The 22,327-nt window shown below is 72.6% G+C and carries 22 protein-coding genes; 16 read left to right on the forward strand and 6 right to left on the reverse strand.

Annotation, left to right across the window (positions count from 1 at the left end; all coding sequences use genetic code 11):
- Window positions 1-254 precede the first annotated feature (254 nt).
- Window positions 255-1,100: a hypothetical protein gene (locus tag AB0469_RS11490; RefSeq protein ID WP_366451122.1), complete on the forward strand. Its 846-nt coding sequence runs from the start codon at window positions 255-257 to the stop codon at window positions 1,098-1,100.
- 7 nt (window positions 1,101-1,107) lie between these two features.
- On the opposite strand, the gene AB0469_RS11495 is transcribed toward AB0469_RS11490, so the two are convergent.
- The gene (locus AB0469_RS11495; RefSeq protein ID WP_366451123.1) at window positions 1,108-2,439 is read right to left on the reverse strand and encodes a D-arabinono-1,4-lactone oxidase; all 1,332 of its coding nucleotides are present in this window, start codon (window positions 2,437-2,439) and stop codon (window positions 1,108-1,110) included.
- Entirely contained in the window at window positions 2,387-3,643 is a 1,257-nt protein-coding gene (locus AB0469_RS11500) for an MFS transporter (protein ID WP_366451124.1), read from the reverse strand. The genes AB0469_RS11495 and AB0469_RS11500 overlap by 53 nt, the downstream gene beginning before the upstream one ends.
- Window positions 3,644-3,837: 194 nt before the next feature.
- Between AB0469_RS11500 and AB0469_RS11505 the strand changes: the two genes are divergently transcribed.
- Window positions 3,838-5,004, forward strand: a complete 1,167-nt coding sequence (locus AB0469_RS11505) for a ferrochelatase (protein WP_366451125.1) — start codon at window positions 3,838-3,840, stop codon at window positions 5,002-5,004.
- Between the two features lie 12 nt (window positions 5,005-5,016).
- A complete protein-coding gene (locus tag AB0469_RS11510; RefSeq protein WP_366451178.1) occupies window positions 5,017-5,817 on the forward strand; it encodes an inositol monophosphatase family protein in 801 nt (266 codons plus the stop codon).
- A 151-nt stretch (window positions 5,818-5,968) separates the two neighbouring features.
- Here AB0469_RS11510 and AB0469_RS11515 read toward each other — a convergent pair whose 3' ends face one another.
- On the reverse strand, window positions 5,969-6,136 hold the full coding sequence (locus AB0469_RS11515) for a hypothetical protein (RefSeq protein WP_362063422.1): 168 nt from the start codon (window positions 6,134-6,136) through the stop codon (window positions 5,969-5,971).
- 271 nt (window positions 6,137-6,407) lie between these two features.
- Between AB0469_RS11515 and AB0469_RS11520 the strand changes: the two genes are divergently transcribed.
- From AB0469_RS11520 to AB0469_RS11535, 4 genes are all read left to right on the forward strand, one after another.
- Window positions 6,408-7,061, forward strand: a complete 654-nt coding sequence (locus AB0469_RS11520) for a response regulator transcription factor (RefSeq protein ID WP_042809534.1) — start codon at window positions 6,408-6,410, stop codon at window positions 7,059-7,061.
- A 4-nt stretch (window positions 7,062-7,065) separates the two neighbouring features.
- Window positions 7,066-8,310, forward strand: a complete 1,245-nt coding sequence (locus AB0469_RS11525; RefSeq protein WP_366451126.1) for a HAMP domain-containing sensor histidine kinase — start codon at window positions 7,066-7,068, stop codon at window positions 8,308-8,310.
- Window positions 8,311-8,693: 383 nt separating this feature from the next.
- The gene (locus AB0469_RS11530; RefSeq protein ID WP_042809536.1) at window positions 8,694-8,990 is read left to right on the forward strand and encodes a DUF4193 domain-containing protein; all 297 of its coding nucleotides are present in this window, start codon (window positions 8,694-8,696) and stop codon (window positions 8,988-8,990) included.
- Between the two features lie 9 nt (window positions 8,991-8,999).
- A complete protein-coding gene (locus AB0469_RS11535; RefSeq protein WP_366451127.1) occupies window positions 9,000-9,938 on the forward strand; it encodes a hypothetical protein in 939 nt (312 codons plus the stop codon).
- Between the two features lie 28 nt (window positions 9,939-9,966).
- Here the strand turns inward: AB0469_RS11535 and AB0469_RS11540 are convergent, their stop codons facing one another.
- Window positions 9,967-10,440, reverse strand: coding sequence for a DUF3093 domain-containing protein (locus AB0469_RS11540; protein ID WP_366451128.1), 474 nt, complete (start codon window positions 10,438-10,440; stop codon window positions 9,967-9,969).
- A 58-nt stretch (window positions 10,441-10,498) separates the two neighbouring features.
- Here AB0469_RS11540 and AB0469_RS11545 point away from each other — a divergent pair, with 58 nt between their 5' ends.
- The 7 genes from AB0469_RS11545 to AB0469_RS11575 all read left to right on the forward strand — a co-directional run bounded on the left by AB0469_RS11545 (window position 10,499) and on the right by AB0469_RS11575 (window position 17,082).
- The gene (locus tag AB0469_RS11545) at window positions 10,499-11,083 is read left to right on the forward strand and encodes a PaaI family thioesterase (RefSeq protein ID WP_042809538.1); all 585 of its coding nucleotides are present in this window, start codon (window positions 10,499-10,501) and stop codon (window positions 11,081-11,083) included.
- The gene (gene dut, locus AB0469_RS11550) at window positions 11,083-11,628 is read left to right on the forward strand and encodes a dUTP diphosphatase (protein WP_366451129.1); all 546 of its coding nucleotides are present in this window, start codon (window positions 11,083-11,085) and stop codon (window positions 11,626-11,628) included. Before AB0469_RS11545 ends, dut begins: the two co-directional genes overlap by 1 nt.
- A gap of 1 nt (window position 11,629) precedes the next feature.
- Window positions 11,630-12,397 carry a DUF3710 domain-containing protein gene (locus tag AB0469_RS11555; protein WP_366451130.1) on the forward strand — a complete coding sequence of 256 codons (768 nt, stop codon included), beginning with the start codon at window positions 11,630-11,632 and terminating at the stop codon, window positions 12,395-12,397.
- Window positions 12,398-12,569: 172 nt separating this feature from the next.
- A complete protein-coding gene (locus tag AB0469_RS11560; protein ID WP_366451131.1) occupies window positions 12,570-15,215 on the forward strand; it encodes a sensor histidine kinase KdpD in 2,646 nt (881 codons plus the stop codon).
- A complete protein-coding gene (locus AB0469_RS11565; RefSeq protein WP_366451132.1) occupies window positions 15,212-15,898 on the forward strand; it encodes a response regulator in 687 nt (228 codons plus the stop codon). The genes AB0469_RS11560 and AB0469_RS11565 overlap by 4 nt, the downstream gene beginning before the upstream one ends.
- Before the next feature lie 45 nt (window positions 15,899-15,943).
- Window positions 15,944-16,363, forward strand: coding sequence for an OB-fold nucleic acid binding domain-containing protein (locus AB0469_RS11570; protein WP_079430186.1), 420 nt, complete (start codon window positions 15,944-15,946; stop codon window positions 16,361-16,363).
- Between the two features lie 2 nt (window positions 16,364-16,365).
- Window positions 16,366-17,082, forward strand: a complete 717-nt coding sequence (locus tag AB0469_RS11575; RefSeq protein ID WP_366451133.1) for a DUF3159 domain-containing protein — start codon at window positions 16,366-16,368, stop codon at window positions 17,080-17,082.
- A gap of 61 nt (window positions 17,083-17,143) precedes the next feature.
- On the opposite strand, the gene AB0469_RS11580 is transcribed toward AB0469_RS11575, so the two are convergent.
- Window positions 17,144-17,806 (reverse strand): TrkA family potassium uptake protein, encoded by a 663-nt coding sequence (locus tag AB0469_RS11580; RefSeq protein ID WP_366451134.1) that lies wholly within the window; start codon window positions 17,804-17,806, stop codon window positions 17,144-17,146.
- A complete protein-coding gene (locus AB0469_RS11585; RefSeq protein ID WP_366451135.1) occupies window positions 17,803-18,471 on the reverse strand; it encodes a TrkA family potassium uptake protein in 669 nt (222 codons plus the stop codon). The genes AB0469_RS11580 and AB0469_RS11585 overlap by 4 nt, the downstream gene beginning before the upstream one ends.
- Window positions 18,472-18,681: 210 nt before the next feature.
- Between AB0469_RS11585 and AB0469_RS11590 the strand changes: the two genes are divergently transcribed.
- On the forward strand, window positions 18,682-20,736 hold the full coding sequence (locus AB0469_RS11590) for an APC family permease (protein WP_366451136.1): 2,055 nt from the start codon (window positions 18,682-18,684) through the stop codon (window positions 20,734-20,736).
- Between the two features lie 105 nt (window positions 20,737-20,841).
- On the forward strand, window positions 20,842-22,173 hold the full coding sequence (locus AB0469_RS11595) for a TRAM domain-containing protein (protein WP_366451137.1): 1,332 nt from the start codon (window positions 20,842-20,844) through the stop codon (window positions 22,171-22,173).
- Window positions 22,174-22,327 lie beyond the last annotated feature (154 nt).

A 22,327-nucleotide genomic window follows, 5' to 3' on the forward strand; every position in this document is an offset into this window, starting at 1 on the left:
AGCACAGCCCCAGGGCTCGCCACAGTACTCCATTCGGGCCACCTGGGTGGACCGCCGCGCCGCCGAAGTTGTCCGGGGCGGCGGGAGTTGGCCTGCCCGGAATCGGGTCCGGAACACACTCCACCTGCGTACGCGTCCGTTTCGGGGTGTCCTGCTTCACAGAATCCGCAGAAACGGAACTTCTCATTTCGCTCATGTGTCAGTAACTGCTGGAAGAGGAGAAGCGCGAGGGGCAGGACACGCAGGGGATGGCGATGGGTCAGAAGACGGTGGGGGAAGGCGAGCCGGGCGGCCGTGAGGACGCCGCGCGGGGTGGCGAGCGCAGGAAGCTCGACCTGAGCGTGGCCCAGGTCGCCGGCAGCTCCCTGGCCACGGTGGCGGCCGCGCTGCTCGCCTCCCAGCTCGGCGTCTACGGCACCATCCTCGGCGCGGGCGTGGTCAGCGTGGTGGCCACCGCCGGCGGGCCGGTCATCCAGCACGCCTTCCGCCGCACCGGCGACCGGCTGCGCGAGGGCGCCCGCCCCAGGGGCCGTCAGGTCCCCGCGCCCGCGGGGAAGGAGGCGCCGGCGGCCCCGCCGCCGGGGGAGTTCGGCGAGCCGACCGTGCACGGCACCCGGGTACGGGGCTGGAAGCGCACGGCGCTGGCCTCCGGGGCGGCCTTCGCCCTCGCCATCGGCGGCCTCGGGACCTACGAGGCCTTCGCGGGCACCTCCGTCAGCAGCGGCGGCGGCACCCTCCTGTCGGGCGGCTTCCGCACCGCCCCCGACCACCGGCCCTCCGAGCGCAAGACCGGTCCGGAGTCCGGCGAACGCGGCCGGCCGGGCGAGAAGGACGGCAAGGACGGCAAGGACGGCAAGGACGGCAAGGACGGCAAGGACGGCACGGCGGGGACGGGCGGGCGGAGCCCCGGCGCCGGGAGCTCGCCGAGCCCCTCCGGTTCCCGGGACGGCCGCGGGCCGGACCCCGCGCCGACCCCCACGCCCTCCGGCTCGGGCGGCCCGGGCCCGGACCCGTCCCCCTCGCCCTCCCGGCAGAGCCCGGGCCCCGGCCCCACCCCCGGTACGGGCGGAGGCAGCGCCGGCCCCGCCGCCGGGGAGTGAGCGGGCGTCAGTCCCCCAGCACCCGCCGCAGGTAGTCGTTGCCGAACACCCGGTCCGGGTCCAGGCGGTCGCGCAGCGCCGTGAACTCCCCGAAGCGCGGGTAGGCCGCCGCCAGGTACTCCGCGTCCCGGGTGTGCACCTTGCCCCAGTGGGGGCGCCCGCCGTGGGCGGTGAAGATCCGCTCGGCCGCCGTGAAGTAGGCCTGGTACGGCGTGCCCCGGTACATGTGGACCGCGATGTACGCCGTGTCCCGCCCCGAGGCCGTGGACAGGGTGATGTCGTCCGCCGGGGCCGTGCGCACCTCGACCGGGAAGCTGATCCGCAGGTCGGATCGGTCGACCATCGCCTTGAGCTCCCGCAGTGCCTCCACCGCCCGCTCGCGCGGGAGGGCGTACTCCATCTCCACGAACCGCACCCGGCGCGGACTGGTGAAGACCTTGTACGGGATGTCCGTGTACGTCCGGGCCGACAGGGCGCGGCTGGCGACCCGGGCGATGGTGGGGATCGCCGCCGGGACGGCGCGGCCCAGCGCGTTGACGGCCTGGAAGACGCCGTTGGACAGCAGCTCGTCCTCGATCCAGCCGCTGATCGCCCCGGGCGGCGCGGCGGGGCCCTGGCTGCGGTTGTTGCGCTTGGTGTTGCAGTTGCCGGTGTGCGGGAACCAGTAGAACTCGAAGTGCTCGTTCTCCGCGACGTGCTGCTCGAACTCGGCGGTCACCCGGTCGAAGCGCATCGGCTCCTCACGGGCGGTCAGGAGGAACAGCGGCTCCACCGCGAAGGTGAGCGAGGTGACGACGCCCAGGGCCCCGATCCCGAGCCGGGCGGCCGCGAAGACCTCCGGCTCCTCCTTCTCCGAGCAGGACAGCAGCCGCCCGTCGGCGGTGACCAGCTCCAGCGCGCGGATCTGCGCGGCGATGGAGGCCGAATCGCGGCCGGTGCCGTGCGTACCGGTGCTGGTGGCGCCGGAGACCGTCTGCTCCATGATGTCGCCCATGTTGGTGAGCGACAGGCCCTGCGCGGCCAGGGCGCGGTTGAGGTCCTTGAGGGCCGTGCCGGCCGCCACGGTGACGGTGCCCGCGGCCCGGTCGACCGACAGGATCCCGGCGAGCGCCTGGGGCCGTACGAGCACCCCGTCCGTGGCGGCGGCCGCGGTGAAGGAGTGGCCGGTGCCGACCGCCTTCACCCGCAGGCCCTCCGAGGCGGCCCGTACGACCGCCTCGCGGAGCTCGTCGACCGAGGCGGGGCTCACCACCCGCGCGGGCGTGGCGCGGACGTTGCCCGCCCAGTTACGCCACGCGGTCCGCCCGCTCTTCGCTGCTGTCCCCGATGTCGCCGTCACGCGAGGGCTCCTCCCCTTGCGCCGGCCTCGTCAGCCGGCGGTAACCCGCGAACGCCACCGCCGCCGCGGCGAGCCCCGCCGCGACCGAGACGACGTACCCGCGCTGGGCCCCGGCCGCGTCGATGACCAGACCGGTCACGGAGGAACCGACCGCGACACCGACCGCCAGACCGGTGCTGATCCACGTCATGCCCTCGGTGAGCTTCGCGCGTGGTACGTGCGCTTCGATCAGAGCCATCGTGGTGATCATCGTGGGAGCGATGGCGAGGCCCGAGACGAAGAGCGCCACGGCCAGAAACGGAAGGTTCCCGGCCAGTAGGAGGGGGATCATACTCACGGCCATCGCACAGATGCCCAGTACCCACCTGCGTTCCGTCCGGCCCTTGAGATGCAGCAGGCCGAAGACGATCCCCGCCAGACAGGATCCGGCCGCCCAGATGGCCAGGATGAAGCTGGCGGAGGACTTGTGGCCCTGCTCCTCGGCGAAGGCGAGGGTGGACACGTCGATGGAGCCGAAGATCGCGCCGGTCGCCACGAAGGTGGCCGTCAGCACCTGGAGGCCGGGGGAGCGCAGGGCGGAGGACCGGTCGCCGTCCCGGCTGCGCGGATGCGGCGGGGGCTCGGTGGCGCGCTGCGCGGTGAGCAGCCAGACGCCGACGAGCAGGCAGCCGGCGGCGATCACCGGACCGGCCTCGGGGAACCAGGTGGTGGAGAGCCCGATGGCCAGGATCGGGCCGAAGATGAAGCAGACCTCGTCGATCACGGACTCGAAGGAGTACGCGGTGTGCAGCTCGCGCGGGGTGTCGCGGTAGAGCTCGGTCCAGCGGGCGCGGACCATCGAGCCGACGCTCGGCACGCAGCCGGCGACGGCGGCGAAGACGAACAGGGTCCAGTCGGGCAGTCCGTTGGCGGCGGCCAGCACCAGGGCGGTGACGGAGGCGACGGAGACCAGGGTCGCGGGCCGCAGCACCCTCCGCTGCCCGTACTGGTCGACCAGCCGGGAGACCTGGGGGCCGACGAACGCGGCCGCCAGGGCCAGGGTGCCGGTGAGGGCGCTGGCCATCGCGTAGCGGCCGGTGATCTCCGAGATCATCGTGAGGATGCCGACGCCGACCATGGAGATCGGCAGGCGGCCGATCAGGCCGGCGGCGCTGAAGGCCTTGGTGCCGGGGGCCGCGAATATCGCGCGGTAGGGACTGGGCAAGGTCTCTCCGTAAGGGACGTCATCGGCCCATACAGGTTACGACCGCCGACGAGGCACCCGCACGGGGAATCTTCCGACACCGACATGTCAGGCATCTCGGGCGATGGAACTTAGGGTCACCTTACCTGGAATCCGTCCCGGCATGCGGACCGGGCGGTTCTCCCGCGCACACCCCGGGTGGCAGGATTCGGGGCATGTCAGACCAGCTCCGTGCCCCCGACGCGCCCGCGGCCGACGGCCTCGCGGCCCCCTACGACGCCCTCCTGCTGCTGTCCTTCGGCGGCCCCGAGGGACCCGACGACGTCGTGCCCTTCCTGGAGAACGTCACCCGCGGGCGAGGGATCCCGCGCGAGCGCCTCAAGGAGGTCGGGCAGCACTACTTCGGCTTCGGCGGGGTCAGCCCGATCAACGGGCAGAACCGCGAGCTGCTGGCCGCGCTCCGCAAGGACTTCGCCGACGCCGGGCTGGACCTGCCCGTCTACTGGGGCAACCGCAACTGGGCCCCGTACCTGACCGACGCGGTGCGCGAGATGGTCCGGGACGGGCGCCGCCGCATCGCCGTCCTCGCCACCAGCGCGTACGCCTCGTACTCGGGCTGCCGCCAGTACCGCGAGAACCTGGCCGACGCGCTGGCCGCCCTGGCCGAGGAGGGCCTGGAGCCGCCCCGGGTGGACAAGCTGCGGCACTACTTCAACCACCCGGGTTTCGTGCGGCCCATGATCGACGGGGTGCTGGCCTCCCTCGCCGCCCTGCCCGAGGACGTCCGCGACGGCGCCCACCTGGCCTTCACCACCCACTCCATCCCGACCGCCGCGGCCGACGCCTCCGGCCCGGTCGAGGACCACACCGCGGGCGGCGAGGGCGGCGCCTACGTCCGGCAGCACCTGGACGTGGCCCGGGTGATCGCCGACGCCGTCGAGGCGGAGACCGGCACGGCCCGCCCCTGGAAGCTCGTCTACCAGTCCCGCAGCGGGGCCCCGCACGTCCCGTGGCTGGAGCCGGACATCTGCGACCACCTGGAGGCCCTGCACGGCGAGGGCGCGCCGGCGGTCGTCATGGTGCCCATCGGCTTCGTCTCCGACCACATGGAGGTCCTCTACGACCTCGACACCGAGGCCGCGGCCAAGGCCGCGGAGCTGGGCCTGCCCGCCGAGCGCTCCGCCACCGTGGGCGCCGACCCGCGCTTCGCCGCGGCCGTCCGGGAGCTGGTGCTGGAGCGCGCCGCCCGCGAGCGCGGCGAGCGGCCCGCCGAGTGCTGGGTGGGCAGGCTGGGCCAGAGCCACGACCTGTGCGCCGTGGGCTGCTGCCCGGCGCGTTCGCCCCGCCCGGCGGCCGCCGGCGCGGACAGCCCGTACGCATAGGGGGACGGCGTGATCTCCGAAGAGCTGAAGGCGGAACTGCTGGAGGTCGGCCTGGAGGCCGCCCGGCGGGCCGGGGAGCTGCTGCGCGACGGCCGCCCGGCCGACCTGGCGGTGGCCGCGACCAAGACCAGCCCCATCGACGTCGTGACCGAGATGGACCTCGCCGCAGAGAAGCTGATCACCGGCGTCCTCGCGGAGCGCAGGCCCGCGGACGGGCTGCTCGGGGAGGAGGGCGCGGACGTCCCCGGCACCAGCGGGGTCCGCTGGGTCGTCGACCCGCTGGACGGCACCGTGAACTACCTCTACGGGCTCCCCTCCTGGGGCGTGTCCGTCGCCGCCGAGTACCGGGGCGAGACCGTGGTGGGCGTGGTGGCGGCGCCGATGCGCGGGGAGACGTACCACGCCGTGCTCGGCGGCGGGGCCTGGTCGGGCACCGCCCGGCTGGCCTGTCGGCCGGCCGCCCCGCTGGACCAGGCGCTCGTCGCCACCGGGTTCGGGTACCTCCGCAGCCGGCGGGAGCACCAGGCCGAGGTGGCCCGGCGGATCATCCCGCTCGTACGGGACGTCCGGCGCGGCGGCTCGGCGGCCCTCGACCTGTGCGACGTCGCGGCCGGCCGGCTCGACGGGTACTACGAGCGCGGGCTGAACCCGTGGGACTACGCGGCGGGCGAGCTGATCGCCCGCGAGGCGGGCGCCCTGACCGGGGGCCGGCCCTCCGCTGCGGCCTCGGGGGAGCTGACGCTGGCCGCCACCCCGGCGGTCTTCGCCTCGCTCCAGCCGCTCCTGGAGGAGGCCGGGGCCTGGCACGACTGAGGCCCGGGCGCGGACGCGAACGGACCCCCCGCCGCGGGTGCGGCAGGGGGTCCGTCGCCGTTCCGTGCCCTCCCGGGGGCCCTGACGGGCTCCCGGGCGGACTGTCGCTGGGGCCGGGGCGGCCCGGAGGCAGACCGGGGCGGTGCCCCGGTCAGGCCGCCGTGACCGCCACGCCGTGCTCGGCGGCGAGCCGCTGGAGGTCTTCCAACGCGGCCTGTTCCACGTCCGCGAGGTAGTCGTCGCCCGTCTCACGGGCCTTGCTCAGGTCCGACTGCGTGGCGCTGATGCGCTGCAGGAGACCCGCGGTGAATGCGTCCATGGTGGGTGCGCCCCCTCTTCGTGGGTCGCGGCGGACGAGCGCTGGGCAGTCCGCCGTCAGGGAGTGGATGGGGTGTGCAGACGTCCTCCCCGGCACCCTGGGCCCAGAAACCTCGTGAGGCGAGGGAATCCTCACTTCCATGCCCCCGAGGGCTCCGAGAAGGGGTCCAGGGGCGCCTTACAGCCGGTTTACGGCCGAAACCGGCAGGATGGAGGCGCAATACAGGTGTGCCCTCAGGCTGTGCCCTCGGGGCTCGAAGGAAGGAAACGACGTGCGCGTACTCGTCGTCGAGGACGAGCAGCTGCTCGCCGATGCGGTGGCCACGGGCCTGCGCCGGGAGGCCATGGCCGTGGACGTCGTGTACGACGGCGCCGCGGCACTGGAGCGCGTCGGGGTGAACGACTACGACGTGGTCGTGCTCGACCGGGACCTTCCGCTGGTGCACGGCGACGACGTCTGCCGGAAGATCATCGAACTCGGCATGGCCACGCGCGTCCTCATGCTCACCGCCTCCGGTGACGTCAGCGACCGCGTCGAGGGCCTGGAGCTGGGCGCCGACGACTACCTGCCCAAGCCCTTCGCCTTCAGCGAGCTGACCGCCCGCGTCCGCGCCCTGGGGCGGCGGACGACCGTGGCGCTGCCGCCGGTGCTGGAGCGGGCCGGGATCAAGCTGGACCCCAACCGGCGCGAGGTCTTCCGCGAGGGCCGTGAGGTACAGCTGGCGCCCAAGGAGTTCGCGGTGCTGGAGGTGCTCATGCGCAGCGAGGGGACCGTGGTCTCCGCCGAGCAGCTGCTGGAGAAGGCCTGGGACGAGAACACCGACCCCTTCACCAACGTGGTCCGCGTGACGGTCATGACGCTGCGCCGCAAGCTGGGCGAGCCGCCCGTCATCGTGACCGTGCCCGGCTCCGGCTACCGGATCTGACCCGATGGCCGCGACCCCCTCGCCACCACCGGCGCCACCGAAACCGACCTGGGACCCCGGCCAGCCCGAGGGTCCCTTCCCTTGGCTGCGGCCGACCATCCGGATACGGCTCACGCTGCTCTACGGCGGCATGTTCCTGATCGCCGGGATCCTGCTGCTGTCGATCATCTACCTGCTGGCCGCGCAGGCCCTGCGGGAGGGCAACGCCCTCCCGTTCAAGATCGTGGGCGGCCAGAAGGTCGAGGTCTCCAGCAGCACCTGCCCGGGCGTGGGCATCGACCAGTCGATCGAGCAGTTCAACGCCGCGATCGGGCAGTGCATCCTCGACCAGCGCAAGCACGCGCTGGACGACCTGCTCAGCCGCTCGCTGATGGCCCTCATGGGCCTGAGCGTGATCGCCTTCGCCTTCGGCTACGCGATGGCCGGCCGGGTGCTCTCTCCGCTGGGCAAGATCACCCGCACCGCCCGCCGGGTGGTCGGCTCCGACCTGACCCGGCGGATCGAGCTGGACGGGCCGGACGACGAGCTGAAGGAGCTCGCCGACACCTTCGACGAGATGCTCGACCGCCTGGAGCGGGCCTTCACCGCCCAGCAGCGGTTCGTGGCCAACGCCTCGCACGAGCTGCGGACCCCGCTGGCCATCAACCGGACCCTGCTGGAGGTCCACCTGTCGGACCCCGGTGCCCCGGTGGAGCTCCAGCAGCTGGGCAAGACGCTGCTGGCCACCAACGAGCGCAGCGAGCAGCTGGTCGAAGGCCTGCTGCTGCTGGCCCGCAGCGAGAACCAGATCGTGGAGCGCAAACCCGTCGACCTGGCGGAGGTCGCCTCGCGCGCCATCGACCAGGCGCGCGGGGAGGCGCTGGCCAAGGGCGTGGAGATCCGCGGCGAGCGCGCCCTGGCCGTGGTCCAGGGCAACGGCGTGCTGCTGGAGCGGATCGCCCTCAACCTGGTGCAGAACGCCGTCCGGTACAACGTGCCGGAGGACGGCTGGGTGGAGGTCACGACCGAGGTCCAGCACGGCCAGGCGGTGCTGCTCGTCTCGAACACGGGTCCCGTGGTTCCCGCGTACGAGGTGGACAACCTCTTCGAGCCCTTCAGGCGGCTGCGTACGGAGCGAACGGGCAGCGACAAGGGTGTGGGCCTCGGCCTGTCCATCGCGCGCTCTGTGGCGCGCGCACACGGCGGCCGGATCCTCGCCACCCCGCGCGAGGGCGGCGGGCTGGTGATGCGTGTCACGTTGCCCCTTTGATCCGTCCCGGGGTTGTTCGCTGTCAGCTGAACAACCTCCTGGAGCGGAGGGCCTCGGCTGTGTGATCGATCACATTGCCGAGTGTCCGGGCATGCGCGTTCCGTGACCCCGAGAAGGCCGGAAAGCCCGGGAAGTCCGGGTTTCCGGCCCCTCGAATGGCGGGAAATACACGGGGTGGCGTTCGTGCAAGACGACCCCCGGACCGTGTACGGTCCCGGTCGTCATCCCAGCCGCGGGCCCCTGCGGGCGTGGGGCTGGGTGTCGATTGAGTAACAGACCTTGATGTGAGGCAAAATCTCCGCCTCAGGTCGGGCACAAGTCCGGCCTCTCGCGCGTTACGTGCGCTGAGACACCGCTAAATCCCAGAGGGGGAGAGCGAAAAAATGGCAACGGACTACGACACCCCACGCAAGACCGACGACGACGTCGACAACGACAGCATCGAAGAGCTGAAGGCGCGGCGCAGCGACAAGGTCACCTCGAGCGTCGACATCGAGGACTTCGACGGCGCCGAGAGCCTGGAGCTCCCGGGTGCGGACCTCTCCAACGAGGAGCTGGCCGTCCGGGTGCTGCCCAAGCAGGCCGACGAGTTCACCTGCATGAGCTGCTTCCTGGTGCACCACCGCAGCCAGCTGGCGCGCGAGAAGGACGGCCAGCCGATCTGCCGCGACTGCGACTAGGTCTCGGCCGTGACCGGCTCGACGCCGTTCCGGAAGCTCCGCTTTCGGAAGAACGGCGCTCCGGAGGCGGGTGCGCAGACGGACACCACGGGCCCGGAAACGGGCCCCGGGGCCGTCGGCGGCCGGACCTCCGGGACGACCGTCGTGCCGTCCGACACCGCTCCGGCGGTGCCGCCGGCCGCAGTGGCGGACGAGGAGTCCCGGGGCGGACCCGGGGCGCGTCGGATGCAAGCCGTCAAGAACGGTGTGCGCAAGGGCGGCGCGGGCGCGCGCAACGTCGCCCTGTACATCGCCGACCGCATCATCGAGAACGCCCCGCGCGTTCCGGTACGGGACCTCGCGACCTTGCGCGCGCAGTTCCCCGGCCTCGGCCCCGACCAGCTGGCCGACAAGCTGATCGCCGGGGCGGCGAACGCCACCTCGGCCGTCGGCGCGAGCGTCGGCGCCGCGGCCATGCTGCCGGTCCCGCCCGCCCTGCTGGCGGAGCTGGCCACCGAGATCACCGGCGTCGCGGCCATCGAGCTCAAGCTCGTCGCCGAACTGCACGAGGTCTACGGGCAGCGGCCGCCCGGTACGAGGAAGGACCGCAGCCTCGCCTACCTCTTCGCCTGGACCGAGGAGCGCGGGATCGACCTGACCAGGCCGACCACGGTCAACGTCGCACTCGGCGGCCAGATGAGGCGCGAGGTGCGCCAGCAGGTCATGAAGCGGACGTTCCGCAACCTCCCGAACCTGATGCCGTTCATGGTGGGCGCCTTCGTGGGAGCGACCATGAACCGCCGGGACACCCGCAAGGTCGCCGAGAAGGTGCGCAGGGACCTGCGCCGCCGGGCCGTGCCCTGGGAGGCGCTCCCGGCCGCCCGGCCCCCGCAGCACCCCGCCCAGCCCCTTCCCGGGGCCCCCGGAGCCACCCCGGCCCTGCCGGAGCCGGACGGGTTCGGACGCTGACCGGCCGGGGCGCCCGGTCTCCCGGCGCTCAGGCTGGCCGGGCGGACGCCTCCTGCGCCGCACGGACCGCCGCCGCCAGGGCCTGCGGCTCGCGCGTGGAGACGTACACGTACGGAGTCGGGTCCTCCGGGTCCGTGACCTCGATCCGGACCGCCGTCGGGATGTAGCTGCGCATCAGCATGAAGGCCCGCATGTCGGCCTTGTAGGTGCGCCAGGCCCGCGCCTCCTCGCCCTCCAGCACCTCGGGCTCGCCCAGCGCCGACACCGGGATCCGGGAGTCGCCCGCCGCCAGCACCCCGTTCACCACGCGCACCCGCGCGGAGCCCATCGAGCTCACCAGCATCCCCGCCAGCGCGCCGCCGCCGACGAACCCCGCCAGCAGCGGCAGGGTGCCCAGCGGGAGCGTGATCAGGGCGCCGGCCACACCGGTCAGTGCGGCGATGCCCCACCAGGCGCGGGGGGCGGAGAGGCGTTCGTCGTGGTGCGCGGGGGAGGGCTGCATGCCCTCAAGCCTCCCACGAGGCGACCGGCGGGTAGCCGCGCGGGTAAGGTCTGCGGCTGTGAGTGGACGAAACACAGCGTTGACGCCCCCGGCCGATGCCGTCGCTCCGGTCCGGCATCCCGATGCCCCGGCACCCGGAGAGCTCCTCGGTGCGCACTACGAACACTGTTTCGGGTGCGGCGGGGGTCAGCCCCACGGGCTCCATCTGGAGGCCCGCGCGGGCGAGGGCGTGCGCGTCACCGCCGAGTTCACCGTCCGTCCCGCCCACCAGGGCGCACCCGGCCTGGCCCACGGCGGGGTGCTGGCCACCGCGCTCGACGAGACGCTGGGCTCCCTGAACTGGCTGCTGCGCGTCATCGCGGTGACCGGCCGGCTGGAGACCGACTTCGTGCGGCCGGTCCCCGTGGACACCGTGCTGCACCTGGAGGCCGAGGTCACGGCCGTCGCGGGCCGGAAGATCTACTCCACCGCGGTGGGCCGGATAGGCGGCCCGGACGGCCCCGTCGCCGTCCGCGCCGACGCGCTCTTCATCGAGGTGAAGGTCGACCACTTCATCGACAACGGTCGGCCCGAGGAGATCCGGGCGGCGATGGCCGACCCGGACCAGGTCAGGCGCGCACGCGCCTTCGAGGTGAACCCCTGATGTCCCAGAAGAACCATGCACCCCGCCATGACGTCGACGTCCTGATCCGCCGGGTCGACCCCGAGGTGCCCCTCCCGGCCTACGGCCACCCCGGTGACGCCGGCTGCGACCTGGTGACCACCGTGGCCGCCGAGCTGGAGCCCGGGGAGCGGGCCGTCCTGCCCACCGGCGTCTCCATCGCCCTGCCCGACGGGTACGCCGCGTTCGTGCACCCGCGCTCGGGCCTGGCCGCCCGCTGCGGGCTCGCGCTCGTGAATGCCCCGGGGACGGTGGATGCCGGGTACCGTGGGGAGATCAAGGTGATCGTGGTCAATCTCGACCCGCGCGAGAGCGTCCGGTTCGAGCGCTTCGACCGCATTGCCCAGCTGGTTGTCCAGCGGGTCGAGAAGGTGCGCTTCCACGAGGTGGCGGAACTTCCCGGCTCGGCCCGGGCCGACGGGGGGTTCGGCTCCACCGGCGGTCATGCGGCCGTGGCCGGATCCGGCGCTGGTCAGCAGGGTGGGAATGGCTACGCTTCGGTCGTAACCGACCGGGAAGGACAGTGACGTGTTCGGACGTCGCAAGAAGAACGAATCCGCCGACGACGGCGGCGCGGCCGAGCAGGTCGACGGCGTGCGCGCCGACGAGGCGGCCGAAGCAGGCGAGCCCCGACGGCTGAACCTGCCGCCGGCCCCGCGGCCCGACGGGCCCTGGGACGTCTCCGAGGTGCCCGGCAACCCGGCCGACGGCCGGGTCGACCTGGGCGGCATCCTCGTCCCCGGTGTCGAGGGCATGGAACTGCGCGTCGAGGTCGCCGGTGACGCCATCGTCGCCGCCACCGTGGTCCTGCGGGACAGCGCCGTCCAGCTCCAGGCCTTCGCCGCCCCCAAGAAGGAGGGCATCTGGGGCGAGGTCCGCGAGGAGATCGCCTCCGGCATCACCCAGCAGGGCGGCCTCATCGACGAGGTCGACGGACCGCTCGGCTGGGAGCTGCGCGCGCAGGTCCCCGTTCCGCTGCCCGACGGCCAGACCGGCGCCCAGCTGGTGCGCTTCGTCGGCGTCGACGGCCCGCGCTGGTTCCTGCGGGGCGTCATCTCCGGCCAGGGCGCGGTGCGCCCCGAGTCGGCCGGCGTGCTGGAGCAGATCTTCCGGGACACCGTCGTCATCCGCGGCGACGGCCCGATGGCCCCGCGCGACCCCATCGTCCTGAAGCTGCCGAACGACGCCCAGATGGTGCCGGACGGCGTGCAGACGGCCGAGGAGCAGGAGAGCTCCCGCTTCTCCGGCGGCATGGGCCAGCTGGAGCGCGGGCCGGAGATCAGCGAGATCCGCTGACCCCGGTCCGCCCCGCACGCGGTCGTCACCGGCCGGCGGGCCCCTCCGGGAGGCGGCCCGCCCGCACCGCCCTGCCCGCCGCGGCACGGGGCGGCGTCAGGGATGCGTCAGGGATCTCCGTCCGGCCGCCGATCGGTGCGTGAACAGCGGGAACGTCCCCGAGAATGAGCGCATGGGACGCGGCAGGCTGAGGATCTATCTGGGCGCGGCACCCGGTGTGGGCAAGACGTACGCCATGCTCTCCGAGGGGCACCGGCGCGTGGAACGGGGCGGCGACTGCGCCGTCGGCTTCGTCGAGCACCACGGGCGCCCGCGCACCGAGGTCATGCTGCACGGCCTCGAACAGGTCCCGCGGCGCGAGCTGACCCACCGCGGCGCGTCCTTCACGGAGATGGACGTGGACGCCGTCCTCGCGCGCCGCCCGGCCGTGGCCCTCGTCGACGAGCTCGCGCACACCAACGTCCCCGGCTCGCGCAACGCCAAGCGCTGGCAGGACGTCGAGGAGCTCCTGCGGGCCGGGATCGACGTGGTCACCACCGTCAACATCCAGCACCTGGAGTCCCTCGGCGACGTGGTCGAGACGATCACCGGGGTGCGCCAGCGCGAGACCGTCCCGGACGAGGTGGTCCGGCGGGCCGACCAGGTCGAGCTGGTCGACATGTCCCCGCAGGCCCTGCGCCGCCGGATGGCCCACGGCAACATCTACCAGCCCGACAAGGTCGACGCGGCCCTGTCCAACTACTTCCGGCCCGGCAACCTCACCGCGCTGCGCGAGCTGGCCCTGCTGTGGGTCGCGGACCGGGCCGACGAGTACCTCCAGCAGTACCGGGGCGAGCACGGCATCCGCTCCACCTGGCAGGCCCGCGAGCGCATCGTCGTGGGCCTCACCGGCGGGCCCGAGGGGCGCACGCTGATCCGCCGGGCCTCCCGGATGGCCGCCAAGGGCTCCGGCAGCGAGATCCTCGCCGTCTACATCGCCCGCAGCGACGGGCTGACCTCGGCCTCGCCCAAGGAGCTCGCGGTCCAGCGGACCCTGGTCGAGGACCTGGGAGGAACGTTTCACCATGTGATCGGCGACGACGTCCCCGAGGCGCTCCTCGCCTTCGCCCGCGGGGTCAACGCCACCCAGATCGTGCTGGGCTCCAGCCGCCGCAAGACCTGGCAGTACGTCCTGGGCCCCGGCGTGGGAGCCACCGTGGCCCGCGACTCGGGCGCCGACCTCGACGTGCACATCGTCACGCACGAGGAGGCGGCCAAGGGGCGCGGGCTGCCCGTGGCCCGCTCCGCGGCCCGCCTCGGCCGGCCCAGGATCGTGGCCGGCTGGGTGGTCGGCGTGGTCTTCCCGGTGCTGCTGTGCCTGCTGCTGACCCACATCAGCACGGACCCCGGCCTCGCCAACGACATGCTGCTCTTCCTGGGGCTGACGGTGGCGGCCGCACTGCTGGGCGGGCTCTGGCCGGCCCTCGCCTCCGCCGCCTTCGGCTCCCTGCTGCTGAACTACTTCTTCGTCGAGCCGCTGCACCGGTTCACGATCTCCGACGCCCGCAACATCATGGCCATCTCGGTCTTCTTCGGGGTCGCCGTCTCGGTGGCCTCGGTGGTCGACCTCGCCGCCCGCCGCACCCACCAGGCCGCCCGGCTGCGGGCGGAGTCCGAGATCCTCTCCACCCTGGCCGGGAGCGTCCTGCGCGGCGAGACCGCCCTGGACGCGCTGCTGGAGCGGGTGCGCGAGACCTTCGCGATGGAGTCGGTGGCCCTGCTGGAGCGGGCCGGCGAGCGGGAGCCGTGGACCCGGGCCGGCAGCGTGGGCCCCGACCCGGCGGCCCGGCCCGAGGACGCCGACGTGGACATGCCGATCGCCGACCACATGGCCCTGGCCCTGTCCGGGCGGGTACTGCCCGCCGAGGACCGCCGGGTGCTCGGGGCCTTCGCCGCCCAGGCCGCCGTGGTGCTGGACCGCCAGCGGCTGGTGGGGGAGGCCGAGGAGGCCCGCCGGCTGGCCGAGGGCAACCGGATCCGCACCGCCCTGCTGGCCGCCGTCAGCCATGACCTGCGCACCCCCCTGGCGTCCATCAAGGCCTCCGTCAGCTCCCTGCGCTCCGACGACGTGGAGTGGTCCGAAGAAGACCGGGCCGAGCTGCTGGAGGGCATCGAGGACGGCGCCGACCGGCTCGACCACCTGGTGGGCAACCTGCTCGACATGTCCCGGCTCCAGACCGGCACGGTGACCCCGCTGATCCGGGAGATCGACCTGGACGAGGTGGTCCCGATGGCGCTGGGCGGCGTACCGGAGGACAGCGTGGAGCTGGACGTGCCGGAGACCCTGCCCATGGTGCGGGTCGACCCCGGGCTGCTGGAGCGGACCGTGGCCAACGTGGTGGAGAACGCCGTCAAGTACAGCCCCCGGGGCCGGCGGGTGCTGGTCGCGGCCAGCCATCTCGGCGACCGGGTCGAGGTCCGCGTCGTCGACCGCGGGCCCGGCGTCCCCGACGAGGCCAAGGACCGCATCTTCGCCCCCTTCCAGCGGCACGGCGACGCCCCGCGGGGGGCCGGGGTGGGCCTGGGCCTGGCGGTGGCGCGCGGCTTCGCCGAGGCCATGGGCGGCACCCTCGCCGCCGAGGACACCCCGGGCGGCGGACTGACCATGGTGCTCACCCTCCGTGCCGCGGCCCGCGCCCGGCCCGGCGGAACCCCGCCCGGCCCCGACGGCGTCGACCACGCAGAACCCCTCCGGCCCGGCCGGGCCGGGGACCTCCGCCCCGAACGGCAGCAGCGGACCGGGGACCTCCCCGAACGACAGAAAGCAGGACCCCAATGACCCGGGTGCTCGTGGTGGACGACGAGCCGCAGATCGTCCGAGCCCTCGTGATCAACCTCAAGGCGCGCCGGTACGAGGTCGACGCCGCGTCCGACGGGGCGGGCGCCCTGGAACTCGCGGCCGCCCGCCACCCCGACGTGGTCGTCCTCGACCTGGGCCTCCCCGACATGGACGGGGTCGAGGTGATCAGGGGGCTGCGCGGCTGGACCCGCGTCCCGATCCTGGTCCTCTCCGCCCGGCACAGCTCCGACGAGAAGGTCGAGGCCCTCGACGCGGGCGCCGACGACTACGTCACCAAGCCCTTCGGCATGGACGAGCTGCTGGCCCGGCTGCGCGCGGCCGTCCGCCGCGCCGAGCCGGCCGCCGGCAGCGGCGAGGACGAGGTGGTGGTCGAGACCGAGGGGTTCACGGTGGACCTCGCGGCCAAGAAGGCGGTCCGCGAGGGACGCGACGTACGGCTCACCCCCACCGAGTGGCACCTGCTGGAGGTGCTCGTGCGCAACGGCGGCCGGCTCGTCAGCCAGAAACAGCTGCTCCAGGAGGTCTGGGGGCCCTCCTACGGGACCGAGACCAACTACCTGCGCGTCTACATGGCGCAGCTGCGCCGCAAGCTGGAGGCGGACCCCTCGCACCCGCGGCACTTCATCACCGAACCGGGCATGGGGTACCGGTTCGAGAAGTAGCGGTGGGGCTTCGAGGGGGACCCGGGGCGCCGGTAGGCTTCCTGTATGAGTGCTGAACCGCGTCCCGAGAAGCCCGCGAAACCGGCCAGGCCGGCGGGCCGGTTCCGCCGGATGATAGAGCGGCTTTCCACCTCCCAGGAGGAGCTGCATTCGGCGGAGCTGCAGGAGGACGCAGAAGCCGCGGGGTGCACGCGGATCTGCGACTGCCACGACCGCCAGATAGTCAAGGTGACCGGAACCCTGCGTACCGTCACCCTGCGGCCGCGAGCGGGCGTACCCGCGCTGGAGGCGGAGCTCTTCGACGGCTCCGCCGCGCTGGACGTGGTGTGGCTCGGGCGTCGCTCGATCGTGGGAATCGAGCCCGGGCGGCGCATGATCGCCTCCGGACGGATCGCGATGAGCCACGGGCGCCGGGTCCTCTTCAACCCGAAGTACGAACTCCGACCTCTCGGACAGGAGCACTGACGGTGACGTCACTCGACCGACCGACCACGCCAGGGTCCGCGCCCTCCAACCCCTCCGGGGACCAGAAGGAGGTCACGCAGGCGGCCCTCTTCGACGCCTTCGGCGGCATCCGGGGCACCGTGGAGACGATGCTCCCCGGCCTGCTGTTCGTGATGATCTACACGATCAACAAGGACGTGACGATGTCCGCCATCGCGGCGGGCGTGGTCGCGGTGCTGCTGGTCATCGTGCGCCTGCTGCGCAAGGACACCGTCAAGCACGCCTTCAGCGGGGTCTTCGGCGTGGCCGTGGGCGTGGCCTTCGCCCTCTTCACGGGCAGCGCGAAGGGCTTCTACCTGCCGGGCATGATCTACGGCGTCTGCCTCGGCCTGGCCTTCACGCTCTCGGCGCTGGTGGGCTTCCCGCTGCTGGGCGTGATCCTGGGGCCGGTGTTCAAGGAGAACCTCTCCTGGCGCACCCGCAACCCCGGGCGCAAGAAGGCGTACACCAAGGCCAGCCTGGCCTGGGGCCTGGTCTTCCTGGCCAAGTACGCGATCCTCTTCCCGCTGTACTGGTGGGGCGACGAGACCCAGCTGGGCTGGGTGCTGATCGCGCTCAAGCTCCCGCCGATGGTGCTGGCCGTGTACTTCACCTGGGTCTTCCTGGCGAAGGCGCCGCCGCCGATCGACGTGATCGCCGAGTACGAGGCCGAGGAGGCCGCCCGCGAGAAGCGGGGCTGAGCACGGCAGGAACGCCGAAGGGGCGGGGTGACCCTGGTCACCCCGCCCCTTCGGCGTTCCCTCAGCGCTTGGCCTGGAGGAGGTCCTCCAGCTGGCCCTCGCGGGCCTGGGCGGCCACGAAGAGGAGCTCGTCGCCCGGCTCCAGCGTCTCCTCGCCGTGCGGCGTGAGCACCCGGTTGCCGCGGATGATCGTCACCAGCGAGGTGTCCTCGGGCCAGTTGATCTCGCTGATCTGCGTGCCCGCGACCGAGGAGTCGGCCGGCAGGGTCAGCTCGACGAGGTTGGCGTCGCCGTGGCTGAAGCGCAGCAGGCGCACCAGGTCGCCGACGCTGACGGCCTCCTCGACCAGGGCCGACATCAGGCGCGGCGTGGAGACCGCGACGTCGACGCCCCAGGACTCGTTGAAGAGCCACTCGTTCTTCGGGTTGTTCACCCGCGCCACGACCCGGGGGACCCCGTACTCGGTCTTGGCGAGCAGGGAGACGACCAGGTTCACCTTGTCGTCACCGGTGGCGGCGATGACCACGTTGCAGCGCTGCAGCGCCGCCTCGTCGAGCGAGGTGATCTCGCAGGCGTCGGCCAGCAGCCACTCCGCCTGCGGCACCCGCTCCACCGAGATGGCGGTCGGCGCCTTGTCCACGAGGAGCACCTCGTGGCCGTTCTCCAGCAGCTCGCCCGCGATGGAGCGGCCCACGGCCCCGGCTCCGGCGATCGCGACCCTCATGCGTGTGCCTCCTCGGGGCCCTCGGCGAAGGCCGCCTCGACCTTGTCGATCTCGTCCGTGCGCATCATCACGTGGACGAGGTCGCCCTCCTGGAGCACGGTCTGCGACGTCGGCAGCATCGCCTCGCCCAGACGGGTGAGGAACGCGACACGCACGCCCGTCTCGTCCTGCAGCTTGCTGACCTTGTGGCCGATCCAGGCGGGGGAGGTGTGCACCTCCGCGAGCTGGACGCCGCCGCTCGGGTCGCGCCACAGCGGCTCGGCGCCCGACGGCAGCAGCCGGCGCAGCATCTGGTCGGCGGTCCACCGCACGGTCGCGACCGTGGGGATGCCGAGGCGCTGGTAGACCTCGGCGCGCTTGGGGTCGTAGATGCGGGCGGCGACGTTCTCCACACCGAACATCTCGCGGGCCACGCGGGCGGCGATGATGTTGGAATTGTCACCACTGCTGACCGCGGCGAAGGCTCCCGCCTCCTCGATCCCGGCCTCGCGCAGGGTGTCCTGGTCGAAGCCGACCCCGGTGACCCGGCGGCCGCCGAACGAAGCCCCGAGCCTGCGGAATGCGGTGGGGTCCTGGTCGACCACGGCGACCGTATGCCCCTGCTGTTCCAAGGTCTGCGCGAGGGCGGAGCCCACTCTTCCGCAGCCCATAATGACGATGTGCACGGCCGTCCTTCCGGCTGACAGCGGCTCGCTGGTTTCCAGCCTCATTGCATGCTCTGGCTAAACAGGGTCTCAGACCATGGCCCAAGCTACACACGGGCGGTCACCAGTGTGACCATTTGGGGTCCGGCCGGTGCCTCAATGGCGGCTCATTGGTGAGGATCATGGGGCGGGGGTTCGTCAGTCCGATATCGAACGCTTACGATCCTCTGCGTGTCCAAACTGACCGACGTGCCCAAACGGATCCTGATCGGCCGGGCGCTGCGCAGCGACCGCCTCGGGGAAACGCTCCTCCCCAAGCGGATCGCCCTTCCCGTCTTCGCCTCCGACCCGCTCTCGTCCGTGGCATACGCCCCCGGCGAGGTCTTGCTGGTCCTGTCGATCGCGGGTGTGTCGGCGTACCACTTCAGCCCCTGGATCGCGCTCGCGGTCGTCGTGCTGATGTTCACCGTCGTGGCTTCCTACCGGCAGAACGTCCACGCGTACCCCAGCGGCGGCGGCGACTACGAGGTCGCCAACACCAACCTCGGCCCCAAGGCCGGTCTCACGGTCGCGAGCGCCCTGCTCGTCGACTACGTCCTGACCGTCGCCGTGTCCATTTCCTCCGGTGTGGAGAATCTCGGCTCCGCCGTCGATTTCGTCATCGAGCACAAGGTGCTCTCGGCGATCATCATGATTCTGCTCCTCACGCTGATGAACCTGCGCGGAGTGAAGGAATCCGGGAAACTCTTCGCCATCCCGACCTATGTGTTCGTCGGGGCGGTCTTCGTCATGATCGCCTGGGGTGCCTGGCGCGGCCTGGTCATGGGCGACACCATGACCGCGCCCACCGCCCACCTGGAGATCAAGGCCGAGCACCAGGGGCTCGCCGGCTTCGCGCTGGTCTTCCTGCTGCTGCGCGCCTTCTCCTCCGGCTGTGCCGCCCTGACCGGCGTCGAGGCCATCAGCAACGGCGTGCCGGCCTTCCGCAAGCCCAAGAGCAAGAACGCCGCCACCACCCTCGCCCTGATGGGCGGCCTCGCCGTCACCATGTTCTGCGGGATCATCGGCCTGGCCATGGCCACCGACGTGCGCATGGCCGAGTCCCCGGCCACCAACCTGCTGGACAACGGCGTCCCCGTCGGCGCGGACTTCGTCCAGCACCCGGTGATCTCCCAGGTCGCCGAGGCCGTCTTCGGGGCCGGCAGCCTCCCGTTCGTCATCCTGGCGACGGCCACCGCCCTCGTCCTCTTCCTGGCCGCCAACACCGCGTACAACGGCTTCCCGCTGCTCGGCTCGATCCTCGCCCAGGACCGCTACCTGCCGCGCCAGCTGCACACCCGCGGCGACCGGCTCGCCTTCTCCAACGGCATCGTGCTGCTCGCGGGCGCCGCCATGCTGCTGGTGTGGATCTACGACGCCGACTCCACCAAGCTGATCCAGCTCTACATCGTCGGCGTGTTCGTCTCCTTCACGCTCAGCCAGATCGGCATGGTCCGGCACTGGAACCGCCACCTGGCGACCGAGCGCGACCAGGCCGCCCGCCGCCGGATGCACCGCTCCCGGGCCATCAACACCTTCGGCGGCATCTTCACCGGGCTCGTGCTGGTCGTCGTCCTGGCGACCAAGTTCACCCACGGCGCCTGGGTCGCCCTGCTGGGCATGCTGATCTTCTACGGCACCATGACCGCCATCCGCAAGCACTACGACCGGGTGGCCACCGAGATCGCCGCGGACGAGGGCCCCACCGACGACAGCGTGCGCCCCTCCCGGGTCCACTCCATCGTCCTGGTCTCCAAGGTCCACAAGCCCACCCTGCGCGCCCTGGCCTTCGCCAAGCTGACCCGCTCGGACACCCTGGAGGCGCTCAGCATCAGCGTCGACCCGGCCGAGACGAAGGCGCTCAAGGACGAGTGGGACCGGCGCGGGATCAACGTCCCGCTGAAGATCCTCGACTCGCCCTACCGCGAGATCACCCGCCCGGTGGTCGAGTACGTCAAGGGGCTGCGCAGCGAGAACCCGCGCGACGCGGTCAGCGTCTACATCCCCGAGTACGTCGTCGGCCGCTGGTACGAGCACCTGCTGCACAACCAGAGCGCCCTGCGGCTCAAGGGCCGGCTGCTCTTCACCCCCGGCGTGATGGTCACCTCGGTGCCCTACCAGCTGGAGTCCTCGGAGCTCGCCCGCCGGCGGGCCCGCAAGCGCCAGGAGTGGAACGCCCCGGGCGCGGTGCGCCGCGGCCCCGTCGACACCCCGCGCCAGCGTCCGAAGGACCCCGCGGCGAAGTAGGCGCCGACCGTGGCGAACGGCCGGACGCGATCCACGTAGACTGGTGGGTCGGCCGTCCGGCCGTTCTTTCTTTCTTTGATCCTTGATCCTTGGAGCCTCCCCACCATGACCGAGCAGAACGAGAAGCAGTCACTGGTCGGGGAGGAGTACGAGGTCGAGGTCGGCCCCGTCGCGCACGGCGGCCACTGCATCGCGCGGACCTCCGACGGCCGCGTCCTCTTCGTCCGCCACACCCTGCCGGGCGAGAAGGTCGTCGCCCGTGTGACGGAGGGCGAGACGGACTCCCGCTTCCTGCGCGCCGACGCCGTCACGATCCTGACGCCCTCCAAGGACCGGGTCGAGGCCCCCTGCCCGTTCGCCGGCCCCGGCAAGTGCGGCGGCTGCGACTGGCAGCACGCCAAGCCGGGCGCCCAGCGCCGGCTCAAGGGCGAGGTCGTCGCCGAGCAGCTGAAGCGGCTCGCCGGCCTCACCCCGGAGGAGGCCGGCTGGGACGGCACCGTGGCCCCCGCCGAGGGCGACAAGCTGCCGGCCGGCGAGGTCCCGCAGTGGCGCACCCGCGTCCAGTACGCCATCGACGAGGACGGCCGCGTCGGCCTGCGCAAGCACCGCTCGCACGACATCGAGCCCGTCGACCACTGCATGATCGCCGCGCAGGGCGTCACCGAGCTCGGCATCGAGAAGCGCACGTGGCCCGCCATGGCCTCGGTCGAGGCGATCGCCGCCTCCGGCTCGAACGACCGCCAGGTCGTCCTCACCCCCCGCCCCGGCGGCCGCCTCCCGCTGGTCGAGCTCGACAAGCCGGTCTCCGTCCTGCGCGTGGAGGAGAAGGACGGCGGGGTGCACCGCGTCCACGGCCGCCCCTTCGTCCGCGAGCGCGCCGACGGCCGCACCTACCGCGTCGGCATGGGCGGCTTCTGGCAGGTCCACCCGCAGGCCGCCGACACCCTGATCAAGGCCGTCATGCAGGGCCTGATGCCGCGCAAGGGCGAGATGGCCCTCGACCTCTACTGCGGCGTCGGCATCTTCGCGGGCGCCCTCGCCGAGCGCCTCGGCGAGACCGGGGCCGTCCTCGGCATCGAGTCGGGCAAGCGCGCGGTGGAGGACGCCCGCCACAACCTGGCCGACTTCCCCCGGGTCCGCATCGAACAGGGCAAGGTCGACACCGCCCTCCCGCGCACCGGCATCACCGAGTGCGACCTGATCGTCCTGGACCCCCCGCGCGCGGGCGCCGGCAAGCAGACGGTCCGCCACATCGCGAGCCTCTCGGCCCGCCGCATCGCCTACGTCGCCTGCGACCCGGCAGCCCTGGCCCGCGACCTCGGCTACTTCAAGGACGCCGGCTACCGCGTCCGCACCCTCCGCGTCTTCGACCTCTTCCCGATGACGCACCACGTGGAGTGCGTGGCGATCCTGGAGCCGATCCGCGACGACGCCTGATCCGCGGTCCGGACGAGGTGGACGAAGGGGCGTCACGCGCGGTGCGTGACGCCCCTTCGGCGCACGCGCGGCCCGCATCGCGGCGTGGGCCTCGGCGTGTTCCCCGCCCGTGCTCGTGGGGGGTGTCCCCGCTGGTCGGACCCGGCCAGGACCG

Source organism: Streptomyces sp. NPDC093801, assembly GCF_040701585.1.
Lineage (GTDB): Bacteria > Actinomycetota > Actinomycetes > Streptomycetales > Streptomycetaceae > Streptomyces.